The 21,220-nt window shown below is 67.5% G+C and carries 19 protein-coding genes; 10 read left to right on the forward strand and 9 right to left on the reverse strand.

The window, feature by feature from the left end; all coding sequences use genetic code 11:
• Positions 1 to 132: 132 nt before the first annotated feature.
• From F0U60_RS14250 to F0U60_RS14265, 4 genes are all read left to right on the forward strand, one after another.
• On the forward strand, positions 133 to 1,467 hold the full coding sequence (locus tag F0U60_RS14250) for a replication-associated recombination protein A (RefSeq protein WP_395819391.1): 1,335 nt from the start codon (positions 133 to 135) through the stop codon (positions 1,465 to 1,467).
• A 183-nt stretch (positions 1,468 to 1,650) separates the two neighbouring features.
• Positions 1,651 to 2,025, forward strand: coding sequence for a hypothetical protein (locus F0U60_RS14255; protein ID WP_395819394.1), 375 nt, complete (start codon positions 1,651 to 1,653; stop codon positions 2,023 to 2,025).
• Between the two features lie 16 nt (positions 2,026 to 2,041).
• On the forward strand, positions 2,042 to 2,836 hold the full coding sequence (locus F0U60_RS14260; protein ID WP_395819397.1) for a ceramidase: 795 nt from the start codon (positions 2,042 to 2,044) through the stop codon (positions 2,834 to 2,836).
• Between the two features lie 89 nt (positions 2,837 to 2,925).
• Positions 2,926 to 3,483: a hypothetical protein gene (locus F0U60_RS14265; protein WP_395819400.1), complete on the forward strand. Its 558-nt coding sequence runs from the start codon at positions 2,926 to 2,928 to the stop codon at positions 3,481 to 3,483.
• Positions 3,484 to 3,527: 44 nt separating this feature from the next.
• On the opposite strand, the gene F0U60_RS14270 is transcribed toward F0U60_RS14265, so the two are convergent.
• From F0U60_RS14270 to F0U60_RS14280, 3 genes are read right to left on the reverse strand one after another with little or no spacing between them, the layout of a single operon-like run.
• A complete protein-coding gene (locus F0U60_RS14270; protein WP_395819403.1) occupies positions 3,528 to 5,351 on the reverse strand; it encodes a bifunctional metallophosphatase/5'-nucleotidase in 1,824 nt (607 codons plus the stop codon).
• Positions 5,352 to 5,403: 52 nt separating this feature from the next.
• Positions 5,404 to 6,834 (reverse strand): circadian clock protein KaiC, encoded by a 1,431-nt coding sequence (kaiC, locus tag F0U60_RS14275; RefSeq protein ID WP_395819406.1) that lies wholly within the window; start codon positions 6,832 to 6,834, stop codon positions 5,404 to 5,406.
• A gap of 5 nt (positions 6,835 to 6,839) precedes the next feature.
• Positions 6,840 to 7,556 (reverse strand): response regulator, encoded by a 717-nt coding sequence (locus F0U60_RS14280; protein WP_395819409.1) that lies wholly within the window; start codon positions 7,554 to 7,556, stop codon positions 6,840 to 6,842.
• A 356-nt stretch (positions 7,557 to 7,912) separates the two neighbouring features.
• On the opposite strand from F0U60_RS14280, the gene F0U60_RS14285 reads away from it, so the two are divergent.
• Positions 7,913 to 8,926 (forward strand): NAD(P)-dependent alcohol dehydrogenase, encoded by a 1,014-nt coding sequence (locus F0U60_RS14285; RefSeq protein ID WP_395819412.1) that lies wholly within the window; start codon positions 7,913 to 7,915, stop codon positions 8,924 to 8,926.
• On the opposite strand, the gene F0U60_RS14290 is transcribed toward F0U60_RS14285, so the two are convergent.
• Positions 8,916 to 10,313, reverse strand: a complete 1,398-nt coding sequence (locus tag F0U60_RS14290; RefSeq protein ID WP_395819414.1) for an amidohydrolase family protein — start codon at positions 10,311 to 10,313, stop codon at positions 8,916 to 8,918. The genes F0U60_RS14285 and F0U60_RS14290 overlap by 11 nt on opposite strands.
• A gap of 252 nt (positions 10,314 to 10,565) precedes the next feature.
• Between F0U60_RS14290 and F0U60_RS14295 the strand changes: the two genes are divergently transcribed.
• Both F0U60_RS14295 and ftsZ read left to right on the forward strand, forming a co-directional pair.
• Positions 10,566 to 11,879 carry a xylosidase gene (locus F0U60_RS14295; protein ID WP_395819417.1) on the forward strand — a complete coding sequence of 438 codons (1,314 nt, stop codon included), beginning with the start codon at positions 10,566 to 10,568 and terminating at the stop codon, positions 11,877 to 11,879.
• Between the two features lie 280 nt (positions 11,880 to 12,159).
• Complete coding sequence (gene ftsZ, locus F0U60_RS14300) at positions 12,160 to 13,374, forward strand: cell division protein FtsZ (RefSeq protein ID WP_395819420.1); 1,215 nt, start codon at positions 12,160 to 12,162, stop codon at positions 13,372 to 13,374.
• A gap of 40 nt (positions 13,375 to 13,414) precedes the next feature.
• Here the strand turns inward: ftsZ and F0U60_RS14305 are convergent, their stop codons facing one another.
• Complete coding sequence (locus F0U60_RS14305; protein WP_395825244.1) at positions 13,415 to 13,792, reverse strand: hypothetical protein; 378 nt, start codon at positions 13,790 to 13,792, stop codon at positions 13,415 to 13,417.
• Between the two features lie 125 nt (positions 13,793 to 13,917).
• On the opposite strand from F0U60_RS14305, the gene F0U60_RS14310 reads away from it, so the two are divergent.
• The 3 genes from F0U60_RS14310 to F0U60_RS14320 are packed head-to-tail and all read left to right on the forward strand — an operon-like array spanning position 13,918 to position 16,311.
• On the forward strand, positions 13,918 to 15,267 hold the full coding sequence (locus tag F0U60_RS14310) for an acetyl/propionyl/methylcrotonyl-CoA carboxylase subunit alpha (protein WP_395819423.1): 1,350 nt from the start codon (positions 13,918 to 13,920) through the stop codon (positions 15,265 to 15,267).
• A 42-nt stretch (positions 15,268 to 15,309) separates the two neighbouring features.
• Positions 15,310 to 15,522: a biotin/lipoyl-binding carrier protein gene (locus F0U60_RS14315; protein ID WP_395819425.1), complete on the forward strand. Its 213-nt coding sequence runs from the start codon at positions 15,310 to 15,312 to the stop codon at positions 15,520 to 15,522.
• Between the two features lie 15 nt (positions 15,523 to 15,537).
• The gene (locus tag F0U60_RS14320; RefSeq protein ID WP_395819429.1) at positions 15,538 to 16,311 is read left to right on the forward strand and encodes an enoyl-CoA hydratase/isomerase family protein; all 774 of its coding nucleotides are present in this window, start codon (positions 15,538 to 15,540) and stop codon (positions 16,309 to 16,311) included.
• 21 nt (positions 16,312 to 16,332) lie between these two features.
• Here F0U60_RS14320 and F0U60_RS14325 read toward each other — a convergent pair whose 3' ends face one another.
• From F0U60_RS14325 to F0U60_RS14340, 4 genes are all read right to left on the reverse strand, one after another.
• The gene (locus F0U60_RS14325) at positions 16,333 to 16,926 is read right to left on the reverse strand and encodes a response regulator (protein ID WP_108074968.1); all 594 of its coding nucleotides are present in this window, start codon (positions 16,924 to 16,926) and stop codon (positions 16,333 to 16,335) included.
• 87 nt (positions 16,927 to 17,013) lie between these two features.
• A complete protein-coding gene (locus F0U60_RS14330; protein ID WP_395819432.1) occupies positions 17,014 to 18,792 on the reverse strand; it encodes an FHA domain-containing protein in 1,779 nt (592 codons plus the stop codon).
• A 290-nt stretch (positions 18,793 to 19,082) separates the two neighbouring features.
• Positions 19,083 to 19,955, reverse strand: coding sequence for a hypothetical protein (locus tag F0U60_RS14335; protein WP_395819435.1), 873 nt, complete (start codon positions 19,953 to 19,955; stop codon positions 19,083 to 19,085).
• Between the two features lie 11 nt (positions 19,956 to 19,966).
• The gene (locus F0U60_RS14340; protein WP_395819437.1) at positions 19,967 to 21,208 is read right to left on the reverse strand and encodes a hypothetical protein; all 1,242 of its coding nucleotides are present in this window, start codon (positions 21,206 to 21,208) and stop codon (positions 19,967 to 19,969) included.
• Positions 21,209 to 21,220: the final 12 nt, after the last annotated feature.

Consider the following 21,220-nt stretch of genomic DNA (forward strand, 5'->3'; position numbering starts at 1 on the left):
GCACATTCTGGGCCATCCGGGAGCGAAGGAGTAGAACGGATCCGCGACCATCGCCCGAGGACCGGGCGTTTGTTAGGGTCCCTCCGCTTCTTCCCCTCTGGCTCGGCTCGCCCGAAGCCGACACGCGCCCCGATGACCGCAGGACCCGACCTGTTCTCCGTCTCTGTTGATGTGAACCGCTTCGCGCCGCTGGCCGAGCGGATGCGCCCGCGCTCGCCCGATGAGTTCATCGGGCAGTCCCACCTGCTCGGCCCTGGCGCTCCCCTGCGCCAGCTCATCGAGCGCAAGGCGATCGTCTCCTCCCTGTTCTGGGGGCCTCCGGGCGTGGGGAAGACCACGCTCGCGCGCATGCTGGCGGCGAGCGTCGACGCGGAGTTCGTCATCCTCTCGGCTGTCTCCGATGGCATCCCCCGCATCCGCGAAGTGGTGGCCGAGGCCGAGCGCCTGCGCAACCAGTACCACCGGCGGACCGTCGTCTTCGTGGATGAGATCCACCGCTGGGCGAAGAACGTCCAGGAGCAGGCCCTGCCGCACGTGGAGAGCGGCCTGCTCATCCTGCTCGGGGCGACGACCGAGAACATCAGCTTCGAGGTGAGGCCCGCGCTCGTCAGCCGGTGCCGCGTCTTCCAGTTGCGCGAGCTCACCCTCGCGGACATCCGGACGGCGCTCGTGCGTGCGCTCTCCGACGAGAAGCGAGGGCTCGGGGCCCGGCGGCTGACGGCCAGTGACGAGGCGCTCACCGTGCTGGCGGAGGGCAGCGGGGGCGACGTGCGCAAGGCGTTGGGCGCGCTGGAGCTCGCGGCTCAGCTCACCTCCGAGGGCGCGGAGATCTCCCGGGAGATCGCCGTCCAGGCGACCGGCACGAGACTGTCGCGGCACGACAAGGACGGGGACACGCACTTCGATCTCCTGAGCGCCCTCCAGAAGTCGTGCAGGGGCTCCAACGCGCAGGGGGCCATCTTCTGGGCGGCGCGGCTGCTCCAGACGGGGGACTACGCGGCGCTGTGGCGAAGGCTCAAGGTGATCGCCGTGGAGGACGTGGGGCTGGCGATGCCCGAGGCCATCAACATCGTGCGCTCATGCGAGGAGAGCTTCCACTCCATAGGAATGCCGGAGGGGCGGATCTTCGTCGCCCATGCGACCCTCACGCTGGCCACGGCGAAGAAGAGCAACCGCGCTTATCTGGCGATGGATGCCGCGCTGGCAGCCGTGGAGGCTCACCCCAACGCGGCCCCACCGCTCCACCTGCGCAATGCGCCCACGGAGCTCATGAAGGAGCTGGGGTACAAGCAGGGCTATCAGCCGCCGTGGAACTTCAAGGACCACTACGCGCCCGGGCAGACCTACCTCCCCGAGCCGCTGGAGCGCTCCGTCTTCTACCGGCCAAGCAAGGAAGGCCACGAGGCGGAGATCCACGAGCGGATGAGTCACTGGTGGCGCGAGGACAAGGCGTCTCGGGGGGAGTGAGGCTGCGTTTCGCTGACCTCTGAGCAGGTACGATGTACCCAAGCTATCAGGCCGGGAGAGGCTTGTTCGCCAGGAGGCACTTCCGTCCCGGGTTCAACGGTGGCGGTGGCCGTCTTCTCGAGTCCACGCCAGCTTCTCTTTCAAGGCTGATTCGGACGCGCGTATCCGGCAGGAGGAAGAACCATGAGGAAACGAGTGCTGGTCGTCACGGTGCTGACTGCGACCCTGGGGATGGCCTGCGGGGTGAACCGGAGGCAGGCGGCGGGCGTGTTCGTGGGCGAGCCAATGGTGGAGACCGGCGTCTTCACCAAGATAGGCAAAGAGGGGAATGCGTGGGTGTTCGACCCCATGGCGCCCTGGGAGAAGAAGGTGCGGGTCTGGGTGCCGCCCGAGACAAGTGTTCTCGAGAACGGCGCCGAGGTTGACCTCCGTGCGGTCAAGCCGGGACGGAAGGTCCGCCTGGTCTACGAGCTCCGTCGCGATGGAACGGGCGTGGCCGAGCGCATCGACATCATCGGCAAGGTGACGGGCGAGGCTCCACCCGACACGGACATCTAGGGCATTCTGCATCTCTATGTCGGTACCCAAGATGGGGTTCTGGGGCGCGAACACCGCGACGGTGGACTGGTGCGAGACGAACTACGAGCACCTTCACTACGTCTGCGAGCTGTTCAATTCGGCCTCCAGTCTGGCGATGGTGTTCGCGGGCGTCCTCGGTATCGCCCTGCATCGCCGCGTCCTGGAGCTCCGCCTTCTGCTCGCGTTCGCCATGGTGTCGGTGGTGGGGCTGGGAAGCATCGCGTTCCACGCGACCCTCCTCTTCCAGCATCAGATGCTGGATGAGCTCCCGATGCTCTACCTCGCTCTGCTGATGGTCTACATCCTGGTGGAGAATCGCCCCGAGCGACGGTTTGGGATTGGTTTCCCACTGGCCTTGTTCGCCTACGCGGTGCTCTCAACCTATCTCTCGGCCTTCACGCGAGGGCGCCTCCAGTTCTTCCTCTTCCAGGCGAGCTTCGCGACGCTCGAGTTCTTCGCGCTCGCTCGCGTCTACCTCATCCATCGCCGCAGCCAGGACGTGATGGCGAGACGCATCTTCCAGCTCGGCATCGGTGCCTACGCGTTTGCGATCGTGCTGTGGCTGAGTGACATCCAGTTCTGCTCCACGCTCAATGAGACGCTTCCCTCGTATGGAATCCCCAATCCCCAGTTCCATGCGTGGTGGCACTTCTTCGTGTCCTGTGGGTTCTACGCGCTGCTGATCGTCATCGCCCATGATCGGCTGAAGACGCTCGGACAGACCCCGCAGCTGCGCTTCGCCGCTGGGGTGATTCCGCTCGTGCGTGGGTCCTCCCATCGAGAGACTTGAAGAAGAGCGCCACTTCTCCGAGTGCTTCCTCTATAAACCGCCCGGCGCTCCAGGAGTCTGACCGGGGCGCGACATAGAGGAGGTTCATCATGAATCGAGCACTGGGTTGGAAGGGCTGGGCCGTGATGGTGGGGCTCGTGGTTCCGTCCGTGGCGGCGGCGCAGCGGGCGGAGACCACCCCCACCGTGGGGAGTGGATTCGGTGCGGCGGGGCAGATCACCATCAGCTCGGACGCTTCGGCGAACATTGGGTTCTCCACGGCTGGCGCTGACGCGTTCTTCATCAACCTGAACCCGTCGGTCGACTACTTCCTGCAGCAGAACCTCTCGATCGGAGCCGCGGTGCTCTTGTCGAGGAGCTTCGCGGACGGTCCTGACCTGACCGGGCTGGGGCTGAGCCTGCGCGTCGGTTACAACCACGCCCTGAGCGAGCAGGTGTCGTTGTGGCCTCGCTTGAGCGTGGGCTTCCAGCACTCGATTGCCGGAAGCTTTTCGAGCACGGCGTTCGTGGCCGATATCTTCGCCCCCGTGCTCTTCCACGTGGTGCCCCACTTCTTCATCGGCGCGGGTCCCCGGGTGAACTTCGCTGCTGGGGACGCTAGCGGCGTGTCGATCAGCATCGACACCACCCTGGGCGGCTACTTCTGAGGCAGCACCGGGGGGAGGTCGTCGGAGGCCTCCCCCAGGACGGGCTACGGCGCCGAGCACTTCGCCGGTCCCTGCGAGGACCGGAAGAAGTGGGCGTAGAGGTCCGGCGTGAGCGAGAAGTTGCACGTGTTCACGTCGTTGGGGTCCAGGTCGGGGTGGTTCTGGATGTAGCGGGCGATGTAGTCGCGCACCCCGTCCGCTGAGGTCCAGAGCACCTTGCCCTCCTTGTACATGGAGTAGCCGCCCCCTCCGCTGGCCCGGTAGTTGTTGATGGCGATGCGGAAGAGCTGCTCATCGCGGACGTCCACACCGTTGAAGCGCAGGTGCGTGAGGCGCGAGCCCGCGGGCTTCGTGAGATCGAACCCGTACTCGATGCGCGAGTAGAGATCCCAATTGAAGTTCTGCACGCTGCCCACCTTGGCCGCTTCCGGCTTGGAGGCGTCGGGCGGGGAGGCGGGGTTCCACTGGGCGAAGTACCCGGCGTTCAGCTCCAGCGCACGGCGCAGGATGGAGCCGTTGATCTCCATGACGTACAGCGTGTTGTCGTAGATGTAGATGCTGTAGGCATCCCGCAGGGTGATGTCGCCAGCGGGCAGCATGCCGTCATCCGTGAAGAGCGCGGCCAGCGAGAAGTCCACCGGGAAGCCGTTCTCCTCGGCGGCCTCTTCCTGCACTGTGTTGATGAGATCGGCCAGGGCGCTGTCCACGTAGCGGGCGGCGTAGCCACCGGGGAAGGCCGCGCGGGTCGTGCCGAGCTTCGCGCCCACATAGGTCAGCGTCTGGTCGTGGTAGCTCTGGACGAGCCGCGTCACCTGGGTGTCCTGCGCCACCGTGTCGTTCACCTCGTGCAGCCTGGAGTCCTTGCCATCCACCTTCCAGTGGCCGCCCTCGTGGACGAGCGAGAGGTCCACCTGGCCCAGGTGGCTCCCCCAGCGGTTGGGCTGGATGAGCAGCACGTCCTGGCCCTGGGTGTTCTTCAGCAGCATCTTCGGGATGGGCTGGTGGGTATGGCCCGTGAGCAGCACGTCGATGCCTTCCACTTGCTGGGCGATCTGCACCGCCTGGTTCTCCCCTGGGATGTTTCCGCGGTCAGCCCACTTCGAGGCATCGGAGTAGTCGGTCAGCCAGGACGCCGGGTCATTCGCCGAGCCGGTGGGCTGCTTGTCCGGGCCACTGTGGATGGCCACCACGACCACGTCCGCACCCTCCTGCCGCATCCTTGGCACGTAGGCGCGCGCCGTCTCCAGCGGATCATCGAAGCGCAGGCCGGGGATGTTCTCCGGGCGCTCCCACGTCGTCACGCCCGGCGTCACCAGGCCGAGAATGCCCACCTTCACCCCGCACACGTCCTTGAGCAGGTAGGGCTTGAAGGCCTCGTTCCCATCGGCGCTCTGGCGGATGTTGGCGCCGAGCAGGGGGAAGTTCACCTCGCTCTTGAACTTGGAGAGCACGCCGAGGCCGTAGTTGAACTCGTGGTTGCCGAGCGCCATGGCGTCGTAGCGCAGCTCGTTCATCGCCACCGCCATGGGGTGCTGTGGACTGTTGTCCACCAGGGCGTAGTAGGTGCCCAGCGGCGTGCCCTGGATCGTGTCACCCGTGTCGATGAGCAGGTTGCAGTGGGGGTTCTCCGCCCGCGCCTGATTGATGAGCGTGGCCACCTTGGACAGGCCACGTTTGGCATCCGGCTTTCCCGTGAAGTAGTCCCAGGGGAAGAGGTTGGTGTGCAGGTCACTGGTCTGCAGCAGCCGCAGCGTTCGCGGCGAGGTGTCTACCGGCGGATCGACCTGTGGTTTGTCGGGATCGTCACAGGCGGTGAGCTGCAGCAGGGCACAAGCGCCCAACAGGGTGAGGGTGGAACGTGGATTCATGGAGAGGACCTCGGGTGTTGAAGAGCTCGTAGGGAAGAGGGGAGGGTAGCTGTCAGCGGGCCCGGCTCTCTTCCTCTGCCTTGGAGTCACGGGGCGCATCCACGGTCAATCCGCCGGGACGGATGTGCATCGTGTAGGCGTCCTCCGCGTGCGCCGAGCCTCGCATCTTCACCACGCTGATGGTGCGGGTGAGCTTTCGCTGATGCCGCTCGTAGTCGAGCGAGATGATGGCGTCGGGGATGGTGGAGAGGAACGGGGCCGCCGTGTCGTCTTCGTGGATCGTGAGGGTCTGGGAGAGGAGCGCGCTGCGGCTGTGTTCTCGGACGAGGGCCGCGAAGCCGACCATGAACTGCCGGAAGCCTCGCGCGGACGTCGAGTGCGCGATGGAGGAGATGCTGTCGAGGACGATGAGGGACGGCTTGAACTCATCGAGGCTCCTGCGCAGCTCCACCAGGAGATCCTCGGGGCTGGTGGCCTCGGGGTAGCTGCACTCGATGCGCAGGTTCCCCTTCTTCACGAACTCGTCCAGGGGGAGCCCGAGGCTCGCGAAGTTGCGCAGGAGGATGCCCCGGGTCTCCTCGAAGCCGTAGTAGGCCACGCGCTCGCCGCGGGACGCACCGGCCTTCGCGTACATGCCGGACAGCGTCGTCTTTCCGCTGCCGGAGGGGCCTCGCACCAGCGTGATGGAGTCCCGGATCCAGCCCCCGTTCATCATCGTGTCCAGCCCCGCGAAGCCGCTCGAGAAGCGGCTCTCGGCCGGAGGGACCTCATAGGGGCCCTGTACTCCGAACGGGAACACCATCAGCCCCTTGTCAGTGATGGTGAAAGGGTACTCCCCCTTCTGGTGGGCGCTGCGCCGGTACTTGTGGACCTCGAGGGTCCTTCGCCGCCGCTCGTCGTCCACCAGGTTGCGCAGGACGAGCACCACGTCACACAGGAAGTCCTCGACACCGAGCGTCGTTCGGGGGCCGTAGTCGTCCGGTGCTTCCGCCGTCACGAGCGCCGTCAGCCCGAGCCGCCGGAAGGTGCGGATCAGCTCGAAGAACTGGTGCCGGAGCCGATCCTCGGGAGGCCTCGGGCTGAACAGCGCGGTGGCGGAGTCCAAGATGATGGCCTGCGCACCGAACTCACTGACCGCGGCCTCGATGCGGTGCACCAGGGCCACGATGTCGTAGTCCCCCGTGACGATGGTGCTCGCGTCGAGCGGGAGGGTGAGGTCGGTGAAGCGGAGCTTGCCCTCCGTTACGAGCTCCGAGGTGCCGAAGCCGAGCCCATTTCCGGTGTCGGTGAGATCCGCCGGAGTCTCCTCGACGGAGAACACCATCGTCTTGATTCCCGAACGGGCGAACTGACTGGCGAGCTGGAGGGCGAGGATGCTCTTCGCGGCACCGCTCTTTCCTGTCAGGAGGGTGGTTCGTCCTCGGGGAAGGCCGCCGTTCGTGATGATGTCGAGCCCGGGTACGCCTGTTGGCACCTTCTGCATCGTGTTCATCTCTTCCGTGTGACCTGTGCGTCGTTGAGCAGGTCGGTGACTGCCTGGAACTGGTCCAGGGTTCCCAGGTAATAGGCCCGTGGCGCGGGAAAGCGTTTGACGAGCGTGGGGGTAAAGGCGATCCGGTCCTCGTCGAACGAGGGGGGGCGCTCCTTGGAGAGGTCCACGACGGCGAGGCGGACCTGCGACCGTTCATAGCCCGCGAGCAGCTTCTCGAGGTTGCGGAGTGCTCGCAGCGAGGCGGGAGAGGCCTCGCTGATGTAGAGCGTGAGTTCGACCCTCACGCCCCGGACACCCTCTTCCTTCTGTTGGGTGCGCTGCAGGTTCTCCTTGGTGCGAACCAGCTCCCGGTCGCGCACCGGAGCGAGGATCTCGTGGATCCTGAAGAGGAACTTGTCCACATCGATGGGCTTGCGGATGACGCGGTAGCCCGCCGTGCCGTCGAGGTGGGAAGCCCCTGTGAGGACGAGGGACTCGCAATTGAGCAGGCCGCTCTCGGCGGCCTGGGCCAGCATGCGGGCCCCGTCGAAGTCCGGGAGGTTGTAGTCGGTGATGACGAGGTGGAATTGCTCGCGGCGAAGCGTCTCGAGCCCTTCGCCCGCCGTCGCCGCGACGGTGACGTGGTAGCCGGCCGCCTCGAGCACCTCCTGCAGTGCCTCGCGGATGTCCGGGTCATCCTCGACGTACATCACTCGTAAGCCCAAAGACGCCACGCGATCTTCCTCCAGGTGCCATGGCGGTACTGGCGCCAGCCTATCCGCCAAGGGGGAAATGGCACCGCGCAGGCCTCAACGATCGAGCCAGCGAGGTTGGCATACCAGAGTTCTGGGGAGCTGTTGGCCCAAACCCGGAAGGCGCCAGCCGAGTGAGTGGGCATGCGTCAAGCCGTTGGCACCCCTTCATTTTTACTGGAGGTCATGCTCATCCAGTGGTCGGTCCCGTCACGCTCTTGTTGGGTAGGCCCCTGTCGTGGGGAACCGCCACGCCTGGGCGAGGGGATTCTGTGGCGGTGCTTGAGCGCCCCCGCTAATCAGCGCGGCACCTCGTTCACGCGACAGGAGTGTTGCGCATGAAGGCGTATGAGCTTCAGAAGACGAGTGGCATCGACGCATGGGTGAAGGTGGAGCGGCCCGAGCCCAAGCCCGGTCCGGGCCAGGCCCTGGTTCGTATCCGGGCGGTGTCCCTGAACTACCGGGACCTGCTCCTCGCGGAGGGACGCTACCTGGGGCCCCCCTCGCGTCCCATCATCCCCGTGTCAGACGGAGCCGGTGAGGTGGTCGCGGTGGGGGCGGGCGTTACCCGTGTGAAGCCCGGTGACCGCGTGGCCCCTACCTTCTTCCAGACCTGGACGAGCGGTGAGCCCACGGCGGATCTGCGGAACAAGGCGCTCGGGGCGGGGAACACCGACGGAGTGCTGGCGGAGTATGTCGTCCTGGATGCCGAGGGGCTCGTGCACCTGCCGGAGCACTTCTCCTTCGAGGACGGAGCCACGTTGCCCTGCGCCGCGGTCACGGCGTGGAACGCGCTGGTGCCACAGGGCCGACTCCAGGCGGGTCAGACGGTGCTGGCCCAGGGCACGGGTGGTGTCTCCATTTTCGCGCTCCAGTTGGCTCGCCTGTTGGGAGCGCGCGTCATCATCACCTCCAGCCAGGACGAGAAGCTGGAGCGCGCCCGGGCACTCGGCGCGGAGGGGACGGTCAACTACAAGAAGAATCCCGACTGGGAGGAGAAGGTCCTGGAGCTGACGGGAGGGAAGGGCGTGGACCACGTCATCGAAGTGGGGGGTGAGCAGACGCTCCCGAAGTCCATTCGCGCCTCACGCTCCGGTGGGCACATCGCCCTCATCGGTCTGCTCAGCGGGAGCTTCGGCAAGCCCGACCCCTCCGAGGCTGAGCCGAAGAAGCTCCAGATCGAGAACATCTTCGTGGGCAGCCGCGTCATGTTCGAGGACATGAACCGGCTCATCCTCCAGCACCGGATGAAGCCCGTCATTGACCGGACCTTCCCCTTCGAGGAAGCGCGTGAGGCCTTGCGCTACCTCAAAGAGGGCGCCCACTTCGGCAAGGTCGTCATCAAGGTCTGACGGTCTGTCCGTCGAGCGGCTCGGCGAGGCGAGTCACCTGAACGCCGCGCCGCCAGACGGCATGGATGCGCCGGGTGTTGCGGATGTCCTGGGTCGGGTCCGCGTCCAGCACCACGAGATCCGCCACCAGGCCCGGCGCGACGGCACCGCGGTCCTTCAAGCCCAGCAGCTCGGCCGAGTCGCGTGTCGCCGCACGCAGGGCCTGAGCGGGCGTCAGGCCGGCCTGGGTCATCAGCTCAAGCTCGCGGTGCTCGGCGAAACCGGGGATGCGTTGGGGCATGGCACCCGAGTCGGTGCCGAAGCCGATCCTCACGCCGGCCTGGTGCAGGGTGCGCAGGTTCTCCAGGTTGAGCTTCACCGCCTTCCGCGCTTTTTCGGCGCCCGGGCCGGCGAGTGTCTCGCGCTGCCACGTGGAGTCATCGAAACGGCGTTGTAGGGCTGGATCCACCGCGGCGCGGAAGAAGGGCTCGTCCATCCAGGACGGGTGCTCGGCGTAGACGTAGTTCGCCTCGTCCAGGTTGATGGTGGCGATGTACCAGACGCCGCGCGCCTTCATGGCCTGGACGAAGGCGTCGTCCACCGGTGCATTCCTCACTCCATGGCCGAGCACATCAACCCCCGCGTCGACCAGCGCCCTGGCATCCTCCAGATCGTGGATGTGCGCGAAGACCCGCAGGCCCTGTCGGTGGGCTTCGTCGATGGCGGCGCGGTAGATGTCAGGGCTCAGCTTGGGGACCGAGCCGCCCAGGCTGTCGACCCACAGCTTCACCATGTCAGCGCCCTGCCTGGCCATGTCCTGGACCGCGGCGCGCGCGGCCTCGGGCGTTTCGGGGCGTGCGACCTGGTCATCCTCGAGGCCCATGCCTCGTGCCGGCGGCGTGCCCAGGGGCGCTCCGATTCCCGGTCCCGCGCCGTAGAGGTCCGCGCCACCTGCGTGGGCGTTCAGCTCTCGTCGCAGTGAGTAGAACAGCGGCGGGTTCAGGCCCAGCGAGTTGACGGTCGTTACGCCGTACTCGACGTACCGGGCCAGCTGCCGGGTGATGTTCTCGCGGGTATAGAAGCGCCGCCCCGTGTCCACACCCGAGACATTGCCGACGTGGGAGTGCGCAGCGATCAGCCCCGGGATGATCGTCTTGCCGGAGTAGTCGACCACGCGCGCCCCGGCCGGGACCTGAAGTGAGCCACGAGGGCCCACGGCGCGGATGCGTTCGCCCTCGAGCACGACCGTCATCGGGCCGCTCACGGCCTCGCCGTCGAACACGCGTGCGCCCTCCAGGACCACCACGGGCGGAGATGGGGTCGGGCTCGGCGCATGCGCGCAGCCAAGAGCGGCGCAGAAGACGAGCGCCGCGAGGGTGTGCACGAAGGGAGCAAAGCGCGGTTTCATGGGGGCGAGCCTCCGGGTTGAGAGTGACGGCCCAGGATGTGCGCCTCGCCCTGAGCGCGCAATGCGCGAGTGGGTCCGCGGAGCACGCGGCAGGAGGACTTTCTCGGTGGAGTACGAGCGGCTCCCCTGACGAAGCGGCACACGCGGCTGCTCCCCCTCCCTGCGTACGGGCTTCAACGCTGCCGGGTCCTCTGAGGAATGGGCCCGGAGGCACATCCGGTTTCCGCTGCCGTCATCTCTGCCCTGGATCCGATGCCGCCCGACTCTTTCGAGCAGAAGCCCGCTCCTGTTCCTTCTGCCCCTCGGTTGCCTGCTCTCCCCCAGAAGCACAACACGCTCGCGTCGGCCTTGCCGGCGCCCTTCGAGGTCGACGCCCCTGGTACGGGTGTAACGCTCGGTGCGCTCCTCGCGCGGCCGGCCCTGGTGCCCGAGTCACTCCTTGCTGACAACATGCCGGACCCGTACGTCCTGCGGCTGTCGGACACGAGCCCGGGAGGGCCGGAGACACAGGGGTTGTGGCTCATCGCCACCTCGAGCAATCGCCCCTATGCCTTCCGTCTCTACCGGTGGCATGGGGAGCGGGCGCGTTTCGAGGCCGTCATCAAGGAAGGGCGTCACCTGGCCGTGTTCAACGAGGGGCAGCTCCCCGCGTGGTGGAACCAGGGTGAGCCGGTACCGACCGAGCCGGACCTTCCCGAGGATCTCCTGCTCGCACGCTGGGCGCCGGAGATCTTCGAGATTGGAGAGCTGCTGGTCCTCTTCTACACCGCGCGCGACCGACAGGGCGTGCTGCGCAGTGCCTACGCCACGAGCCGCTCCATCGAGGGCCCCTGGACGGACCATGGGCCTCTGGACGTCAACCCGCGTGTGAAGGAGCTCGTCCCCGACTACCCGGGCGGGCCCGCCGGGGAGAACCCGGTGCTGGGCACCATCGACGGGACCCTGGTGCGCATCGAGGACGGCACCGGGCGTGAGCGTCTGGCCCTGGTGGTCAAGGTGGACGGCAACGCTCTGCGCTGGGTGGATCCGATCACGGGCCAGCCGCGCGCCGTCCCGACGCCGCTGGTCGCGCGGGAGTTCACGCTTGGCCCGGACGGGACGCTCCAGTTCGTCGGCGCGTCGAACACCCTCCTCACCGATGGACCCCAGCACGGCGGGCTTGTCGAGGGACAGTTCTTCGTCCAGGAGAACGGGCAGCGCTACGTCATCTACAGCGCGGGCTTCTTCGGCAATCACGAGTACCGCACCTACGTGGGCAAGCTCGATGATGTCCTGCACGGCCAGGTCCGGGACGAGCGTCTGCTAATGGACAGCGAGAGCCCCGCGTTGGGCGGGGCGTGGAACGGTCCGGGACACCCCTCGTTGGTGAAGGAGGGCGAGGGTCTGTACGCCCTCTATCTCCATGCGTGGCGGAACGGGACCGACTACTGCGCCCACGGCGAGGCGCGGAAGGTGCTGCGCTTCCATCTGTCCTTCCGTGACGAGCAGGGCCTCCCGTGTGAGCCGTTCGTCGTCGAGGACCGGCAGGCCTCGCGAGGCGCGCCCCGAATCATCGAGGCGGCCTGAAGCACTCTGCGCACTGGCCATGAGGTCGTTGCTGTGGCACGAAGCGTGCGTGAGGTCGCGCGAAGAGACCTCATCGCGCGAGTCAAGAGGTGTGATGCACCCACCGCACCGCACGGAAGCGCAGTGGTGGCTTCCGCGTAAGTGCCTGTGACGACTTGGCGTCGCGACGTAGCGCTACATGTTCGTAGCTGAGAACTTGCCAAAGATCGCGACTTGCTGAAGATGGCGGTTGCAGGTGCGCGCGCGGGCACGCGTGACCTGCGCTGAAAGAAGGAACCACATGGACCAGTTCGACCAGAACAAGCAGGCCGCAAAGATTCGTGTCGTCGGCGTCGGTGGCGCTGGCTGTAACGCGGTCAACACGATGATCATGGCGAAGCTTGAGCGGGTCGACTTCATCGCCGCCAATACGGATGTTCAGGCCTTGGCGGCGAGTAAGGCTCCCGTGCGGTTGCAGATCGGTCAGACCCTGACCAAGGGCCTGGGCGCCGGCGCCAACCCGGAGATGGGCCGCGAGGCCGCGCTCGAGTCGCGCGATCAGATCGCCTCCATGCTCGAGGGCGCGGACATGGTCTTCGTGACCGCCGGCATGGGTGGTGGCACCGGGACGGGCGCGGCTCCCATCATCGCGGACATCGCCAAGAGCCTGGGCTGCCTCACGGTGGGCGTGGTCACCAAGCCCTTCCTCTTCGAGGGCAACAAGCGCCGCAAGCAGGCGGAGCAGGGCCTCGTGGAGCTCAAGGCCGCGGTGGACACCCTCATCACCATCCCCAACCAGCGGCTGCTCACGCTCAGCAACGCGCCCATGCCGCTGCTGGAGACCTTCAAGCGCGCCGACGAGGTGCTCCTCAACGCCGTTCAGGGCATCTCCGACCTCATCCAGTACCACGGCTACATCAACGTGGACTTCGCCGACGTGAAGACCATCATGAGCGACAAGGGCCTGGCGCTCATGGGCACCGGTCAGTCCTCCGGCGACAAGCGCGCGCTCAACGCCATGCAGCAGGCCATCTCCAGCCCGCTGCTCGAGGACATCTCCATCGACGGCGCCACCGGCCTGCTCATCAACATCACGGGCGGCCGCGACATGACCCTCCAGGAGGTCAACGAGGCGCTCACGCTGGTGCACGACGCGGCCGATCCGGACGCGGAGATCATCTTCGGCTCGCTCATCGACGACAACATCCAGGACGAGGTGAAGATCACCATCATCGCCACGGGCTTCGTGTCGCGCGATGCGAAGGTGCGTCAGCCGGCCCCGGTGGTGCAGGTGCCGGTCGTCACCCGGCCCCCGCCCGTGTCGCTGAATGTGGCGCGCGAGGAAGTGGCCAGTCTGGTGCCCGCCAAGGCTGGTGTTCGATCCATGGCCACGGTGGAGAGCCGCTCGCTGTCCAACCGCACCGCGGTGGTGAAGGACGCGGCGCTCCCTTTGGACGAGGATCAGTTCGACATCCCCACCTTCCTGCGTCGCCAGGGGCAGACGGAGATGCCGTGAGGCGAGGGCCCCGGTCCGGAAGGGCTGGGGTCTTGCCGAATTAGCGCCCGGGGAGGCGGGCCACGCTCGCCGCCCGGTGGTGGCGCCCGGAGAGGGCATCACTGCGCGACATCAGCGTGTCCAGCTCGCGGTAGACCTCGTCGATGCGCTCGGGCAGTCGCGGGGCAGGAACTACGCCGTCGCCGGAGAGCTGCTCCAGCAGGGCGCTCGCGCGTTGCAGGAGCTGATGGGCTCGGAGCAGGGCCCGGCCGGTGCGGGTCCCCTGGGGCGAGAAGAGGTTTCCTCCTTGGTAGAGGGCCTCGACTGCCGTGCGGTTGGTGCGAAGGCGCTCGGTGACTCGCGCCCGGTACATCTCCAGTCGCCGCTCATGGCGCGCGCCCTGGAGATCCACCACTGTTCCTGTCGTGGAGGGCTTCACGGCCAAGGACGCTACGCCATTTACCTACATGCCCGCAACTTCCCGGCCGGAGGCACGTTGTCTCCTTGTCAGGTCGCAGGTGGGGGTTTAGGTTCGCCCGCCTCACAGCGGAGGGGTTGCGGGCCATGTTCAAGAAGCTGCTCATTGCCAACCGGGGTGAGATTTCCCGGCGGATCAACACCGTGGCCAAGGGGATGGGAATCTCCACCGTGGCCGTGTACTCGGATGCGGATGCGGAGCTGCCCTTCGTTCGCGAAGCGGACGAGGCGGTGCGCATCGGGCCCGCCGCCGCCAAGGACAGCTACCTCAACATCTCCGCCATCCTCGAGGCGGCGAAGTCCACCGGCGCGGATGCGGTGCACCCCGGCTACGGCTTCGTGTCGGAGAACGCGGAGTTCGCCACAGCCTGCAAGGCCGCCGGCATCACCTTCGTGGGTCCGCCGCCCGAGGCCATGCTGCGGATGAAGGACAAGAGCCAGGCGCGCAAGCTGGTGGCCGCTGCTGGCGTGCCCATCGTCCCTGGCACCGAGGATGTGCTCCCGGACGTGGCCTCCGCGCTGGCCGCCGCCGAGCGCATTGGCTACCCGGTGCTCTGCAAGGCCGCGGGTGGTGGTGGTGGCATTGGCATGGCCGCGGCGAAGGACGCCGCCGAGCTGGAGAAGGTCTTCCGCCAGTGCACGGACCGGGCGAAGGCCGCCTTCGGCCGCGAGGGCGTGTACATCGAGCGCTACTTCCCGGCCCCGCGTCACATCGAGGTGCAGATTCTCGGTGACCACCACGGCCACCTCATCCACTGCCTGGAGCGCGAGTGCTCCATCCAGCGCCGGCACCAGAAGGTGGTGGAGGAGGCTCCCTCTCCGCTGTTCGCCGACGGGCGCAACGCGGAGCTGTCTCAGAAGCTCTTCACGGCGGCCATCGCTGCGGCCAAGGCCTTCGGCTACGCCAATGCCGGTACGGTGGAGTTCCTCTACTCGGACGGCGACATCTACTTCATCGAGATGAACGCCCGGCTCCAGGTGGAGCACCCGGTGACGGAGCTGACCACGGGGTTGGATCTCATCGGCTGGCAGCTGCGCATCGCCGCTGGCGAGAAGCTCACCGTGAAGCAGGAGGACGTGAAGCGGCGTGGGGCGGCGCTCGAGTTCCGCATCTATGCGGAAGATCCCGTGAAGTTCTTCCCCTCGCCGGGCCCACTCAAGGTGTACCAGCCGCCCACGGGTGAGGGCGTGCGCCTGGACTCGGGCTACGCCGAGGGCAACACCGTCACGCCGAACTACGACCCGATGATTGCCAAGCTCATCGTCTCGGGCGCCACGCGCGCCGAGGCCATCGAGCGCTCCATCCAGGCGCTCCAAAGCTTCCGCGTCGAGGGCATCAAGACGAACATCCCCCTGCACCTGCGCATCCTGCAGGATCCGGTCTTCCGCGCGGGAGACCTGAACACGCGCTTCCTGGAGCACCACGCGAAGCCGTAGTGGGGGACGCACAACACGCAGCATTCCAGGAGGAGCACAGCGATGGCGGACGTGGCGGCGCACATCACCGGGACGGTGTGGAAGATCGAGGTGCAGGTTGGACAGGCGGTCTCCGCGGGGGACACGCTCGTCATCCTCGAATCCATGAAGATGGAGATGCCGGTCGAGGCGCCTGAAGGCGGCACGGTGAAGGAGATCCGCTGCAAGGAGTCCCAGCCGGTGAACGAGGGCGACGTCCTCGTGGTGCTCGGGTAGAGCGGGACGCGCGCAGTGCAGCCTTCCTCCCTGCTCGTCGAGGACCGGGACGACGGTGTCCGGGTCCTCACCCTGTCCAACCCGGCGCGGCGCAACGCGCTCGACGACAGCCAGGTGGCCCGGCTGGACGAGGCGCTGGCCTCGGCTCCCGGCAAGGTGCGCGCTGTGCTCATCCGGGGAGCGGGAGGGACCTTCTGCTCGGGTTATGACCTGAACCTGCTGGCGGCGCCCACCGAGGACCGCCTGCCGGATGACGCGCTGATGGCGTGCTTCTCTCGGCTGGAGTCACTCCCGCTGCCCAGCGTCGCGCTGGTGCAGGGGTGGGCCTTTGGAGCAGGCTTCGATTTGGCGGCCGCGTGTGACTTCCGGGTGGGCGCGGAAGACGTCGTCTTCAGCATGCCCCCGGCGCGGCTGGGCATCGTCTACTCGCCGGACGGGCTGACGCGTGCGGCCCGGCTGGTGGGCGTGGCCCGCGCGAAGAACCTCTTCCTCACCGCACGGCGACTGGACGGCGAGGAGGCGCTGGCCTGGGGCCTGTTGGACGAGTGCCTCCCGGCTGCGGACGCCGAGACGCGCGCCCTGGAGCTGTGCCGGACGCTCGCCGCACAGGCTCCGTTGGCGGTGGCGGGGATGAAGGAGACCTTCCGGTTGCTCACGCGGGCGGCGCTGTCCGACGCGGAGCGGGCGCACCTGCGAGAGGTGCGGGCCCGGGCCTTCGCCAGCGAGGACGCCCGAGAGGGCAGGGCGGCGTTCCTGGAGAAACGCACGCCCCGGTTCCGCGGCCAGTGAGACGGGCCGCCCCCTGACGGCTCAGGTGTCGCCGAAGAGCTCGCCCATCCGCAGCTGCAGGGCGGAGGCGATCTTGTACAGCGACGAGATGGAGGCCGAGGACTCGGCGCGCTCGATCTGCGACAGCAGCGACACGGACAGGCCGGTGCGGCGCGCGAGCTGCTTGAGGGTGAGGTCCTGCGTCTTGCGCGCGTCGCGGATGGTGCGGCCGATGGCGCGGTGCAGGTCCGCCTCGGGATCCTGCGACAGGCCCTTCTTGGCCAGCGCGTTGCGCACGGCGCCGAGGAACTGGTCCGGCTCCATGGGCTTCTTCACGTAGTCGCTGGCCTGGTTCTTCAGCGAGGCCACGGCCGTGTCCACCGTTGGGTAGGCGGTGGCCACGATGACGGCGACGTCCGTGTCGTACTTGCGGATCTGCTCCAGGACCTCGGTGCCGGACATCACCGGCATCATCATGTCCAGGATGACGAGGTGGAAGTCGGCGCTGCGGAGGATCTCCACCGTCTTCGTGGGGTCCGTCGTGGTGACGACGTCATAGCCCTCGCGCATGAGGACGAGCTTCAGGTAGTCGCAGTTGTCCTGCTCATCGTCGACCACCAGGATACGAATCTGCACGAATCTTCTCCTCGTGTGAGGGGTGGAGGCCAGCAGCCTGGGAAACCGCGCACGCCATGGGGGTGACGTCCGCGGCACTCTTCCGGGCTACTTGCCACCTCCCGGTTGTTTCTGACTCTTCTCGTAGTCGGCAACCAGCTTCTTGACGCCAGGGGCCATCTCATGGTCGGGCGCAAGCCGTAGGAACTCGCGGTAGTACTGCGCGCCTTCGTCCGGACGCTTGCGCCGGGCCACCGTCGCGCCCAGTGCGAGGTAGCAGGGGGCGTAGGTGGGCTCGATGGTGATGCACTTCTTCAGGACGGACTCGGCCTCGGGGAGCTGCTGCTTGCGCACCAGCGTGACGCCGTCGTCGTAGAGCTGCTTGGCCTGCTGCTCCGCCGAGGGGCGGCGCGCCGTGGCGGTCCCCGTGGTGCCCGTGCCACTCGCGGGAGGCTTGCTGGTGCCGGGCTTCTCCGACGAATCCAGCGCGGCCTCCACCTTCTCCTTGAGGGCGGTGTGCTCATCCGCGAAGGCGAGCGTACCCTCGGCGGCCTCGAGGTACTTCTGGGCCTCTTGGAGCCGGTTCGCGTCGAACTCCTTCTGCGCCAGGTCGAGGTTGTGCTTCGACTCCTGCTCGGCCTGGGCCTGCTTCAGCAACTCCTCGGCCTCGGTGGGGCGCTGGCCCTTGGCGTCCTGGATGGACTCGAGCGTGTCCACCGCCGTGTCGAAGTCACGCGCGTCGATGGCAGCCCGGGCGCTCTGGAGCTTCTCCTCGAGCGAGAGGGTGGGCTGGGAGGGCTGCTTCTCCGTGCCGGGCGTTTGCGCCTGTGCCGGGTTGGACGGCTTGTTCACCGCGACTGGCTGGGGCGGGACAGGGGCCGCGGGGGTCTGGCCAAACAGGAACCAGGCAGCGCCTCCGCCCACACCGAGCAGGACGCAGGCCACGAGGGTCAACATGAGCCCCTTCTTCGAGCCCTTGGCGGTCCCCTCGTGCGTCAGCCCCTCGGCGCTCTGGCCCGGGGCGATGAAGCGCAGCTTCACGTGGCCCAGCTCGATGAGGTCTCCGTGCGAGAGCGGCGCCTGCGCGTAGCTCTCACCGTTGACGGCCATGCCGTTGGCCGACTGCATGTCGATGATGCGCCACTCGCCGGATTCCTCGCGGACGATCTTGGCGTGCGTGCGCGACAGCGAGCGGTGGTCGATGGTGATGTCGTTGTCGTCGGTGCGACCGATCCGCACCTCTGTGCGGAGGCAGGCGAACTCCTGCCCCTTGAGCTCGGCGCTCACCACCAACAGATGGGGGGCCTCCGACGCGTCCACAGGCGACACCTTGCGGGGCCGGTTCATCTCCACCTGATCCATCCGGATCACCGCGGTGGAGTTGCGGCGCAGATCCGCCGGGGTAGGTGTGGGCGCCTCGTCCTCGTCCTCGTCCTCCTCCTCATGATGCTGGGCGGGGAGGTCCGTCTCCGTCGGGGAGGGCTTGGCCTGGAGCTCGTCCAGGGCGGCCTGGAGGGCAGCCGCGGGCAGCCGGATGGTGGGCGCGCCCACCTGGGGCTGAGGTTGAGGCGGCGGCTGGGGTGGGGGCTGGGCGGCGGCCTCGCGCTGCACGGCCAGATCGTAGTCGCCGATCTGGATGAGGTCTCCGTCTGCGATCTGGGCCTGCCCCTGGATGCGCTCACCGTTGATGCGCACCCCGTTGTAGCTGCCCAGGTCCTCCACCAGCACGTGCCCGTTCTGGCGTACCAGGCGTGCATGGCGACGCGACACGTTTCGCTCGGTCAGGCGGATGGTGTTTCCCTCCTGACGACCGATCGTGATCTCGTCCCGCACGAAGGGGACGACAGTCTTTCGCCCTTCGTCGTCTTCGATGATGAGCTTCAGCACGGGTTGGGTCCCCTTACAGCTATAGCAGAACGCCCCCGAGCATCTCAAGAAGGGCATCCACCCCAAATGACAGGGCTTTTCCCGCAGGAAGGAGCCTGGGGGGGTCGGTTGTCTATCGGACAGATGGCCGCGAGCCCGAGCAGGACCCCCGCATATAAGGAGGACCTGACGGGGGCGGAGTGATGCTGCCCACCTCCAGGGTGGTACCAGAAGCAGGGTGGTACCAGAAGGCGTGGGATGAAGTGCGCACCAGGCGAGCGGTGATGCGCCGGGTCGCTCCCCGGAGGGGCTTACCGCGCGCTCCCGGCCCTCAGCGTGAGCCCCAGGCTGAGGCTCCAGTCGTCCTTCTGGGCGATGCCCGCATCCGCGTGCACGTACGCCCCGGAGAGCCTCAGCCACACCGGTTGAGCGTTGACCGCGATCAGGAGTCGCTCGACGCTTGCCTCCTCGCGGGCCCGCAGGCGCATCTCGCCATCGAAGCCCAACGTCCATCCGGCGAGGACCGTGGCGCGTGTCACCCAGTGTCCGTCCTCCGTCTCGTAGCCCGCATCGAGCAGGAGCGTGGTGAAGGGGGACAGCTCGTGCACCATCCCTTCGCGCGAGTGTCGCAGCGTGTGGCTCGCCGCGGGCCCCAGGCCGAGCCACACCCGCGTCGTCGGAGAGCGCACGGGGTCCAACAACAGCGCGGCACGCCCCGTCTCCAGCGTCCATCCCGGCCCCTCCCAGACGCGTCGTTCGTAGTGGCCCAGGCGCAGCGCGAGCGAGAGGTCGAAGGGGAAGGGGATGCGCACGGGACGCGTGGCAGGAACGAGGATGAAGCCCTCCTCCAGGTGGCGGCGCAGGGTGCCCTCGTAGAGGGTGGTGGTGAGACTGCGTCGAGGGGTGCCACTCCGGGCTTCCGTGGTGAGCAGTCGGTGGGTGTTGAGCCAGGGCGTGCCTTTGCTGCGGCTGGTCCGCGAAGTGCGCAGCAGGATGCCGACACGGAACTCGGGCGCGGCCTCTCCGCCTTGAAGGAGTCCCCCCACACCGACGAGCAGCCCATTGCCCGGATCGAAGCAGATGGGAAAGGGCTCACCGGCCTCGTCCCAGCGGGTGCACGCCTCCGCCGCCTCCTCCTCCGCGGGGGCACTGGCGAGCAGCAGGGCGAGTGCGAGTGCGAGCATCCCGGCCCTCCTTAGCGAGAGGTCGCCACAGGCGCGGAGCGGCGGGCGGGTGCCCACAGCGAGAAGCGCAGTCCCGTGTGGACGGACCACTCCCAGACGGGAGGCACGTCCACGAGGTCACTCCGCCACTGGCCACGCCCATCGAGCACGAGGCTCAAGGGTTGGTCGTTGATGGCCAGGAGGATGAGCTCGTAGCCAGCGCGCACTCGCAGCCGCTCCGGCTCGGGTGGGCGTCCGTCCACCTCATGGCCGAGGAAGAGCTTCTCCGCCTCGGCGCTGAAGGTGAGGTGGTGGAAGCCGTTTGCATCGAGGGTGAAGTCGCCCTCGAAGGCGGCGCCGGGGACGAGCATGAAGAAGTGGTGGGTGCGGTCGTACTCCACCGAGGGACCCGCGCGCACGCGCACATACGAGGAGAGCTCCCTCGAGTGCCACAGGTCCAACGTCAGGTGCCCGGCGATGAAGGTGTAGAAGACGGCCTCCGTGCCCGCGCGGCGGATCGTCTCCAGGCGAAGCACCTCCAGCCACGTGCCCATGTCGAAGGTGAAGTCATGGCGGCGGGGCTCGCCGAGGAAGGTGGTCACCCGGATGAGCGGTGAGTCCTGCCAGACGTTGTTGTCGTAGCGCAGCAGCGTGGCCTCGAGCGACGACTGCTGTCCGAGGATCAGCTCCGTGTCGAGCCAGGTGAGGCGGTGCAGTCGCTTCTCGCCCCGAGGGAACTCATTGACGATGCCGAAGTCCACTCGGCCTCGTGACAGGGTGCGCTCTTCGCCCTCGCGCCATAGGGGCGCCCACGCTCCACCCAGCCAGACGCGCCGGTGCAGGTCGAAGTTGAACTGCATCACCCGGCCGCGCTCGTCGCGGTACCAGCCGGGAGGCGTCTCGGCGATGGCGGGTACGAAGGTGTAGCCCTCCGCCACACGCTCGTGGATGTACTCGGGGCTCTCATGGCAGGACGAGACGCGCTCGAGGGGTCGGTTGCTCTCCGAGCCATCTGCATCCAGTTCATGCGTGGGGGCGGCGAGACAGCGTCGGGTCATCGCATCGCACTGCACCCGGTACTGGCCCGAGGGCACCTGGGGAGTGGGGTTGAGTGAGGCACAGACGGCGTGCTCCCCCTGGCGCATGACGGGCAGGGGGGACTCCGGGGCAGCGAGCGCCGCAGTGTCCTGCGTGGGGGCTGGCTGGACCTCTCCCGGTGCCTCGGGGTCTCCGGTCTGGGAGAGCAGGAGAACGAGGAGCGCGGCAGTCATCATGTGCTGGGCCTC

Source organism: Archangium minus (genome assembly GCF_044360475.1).
Classification (GTDB): domain Bacteria; phylum Myxococcota; class Myxococcia; order Myxococcales; family Myxococcaceae; genus Archangium; species Archangium minus.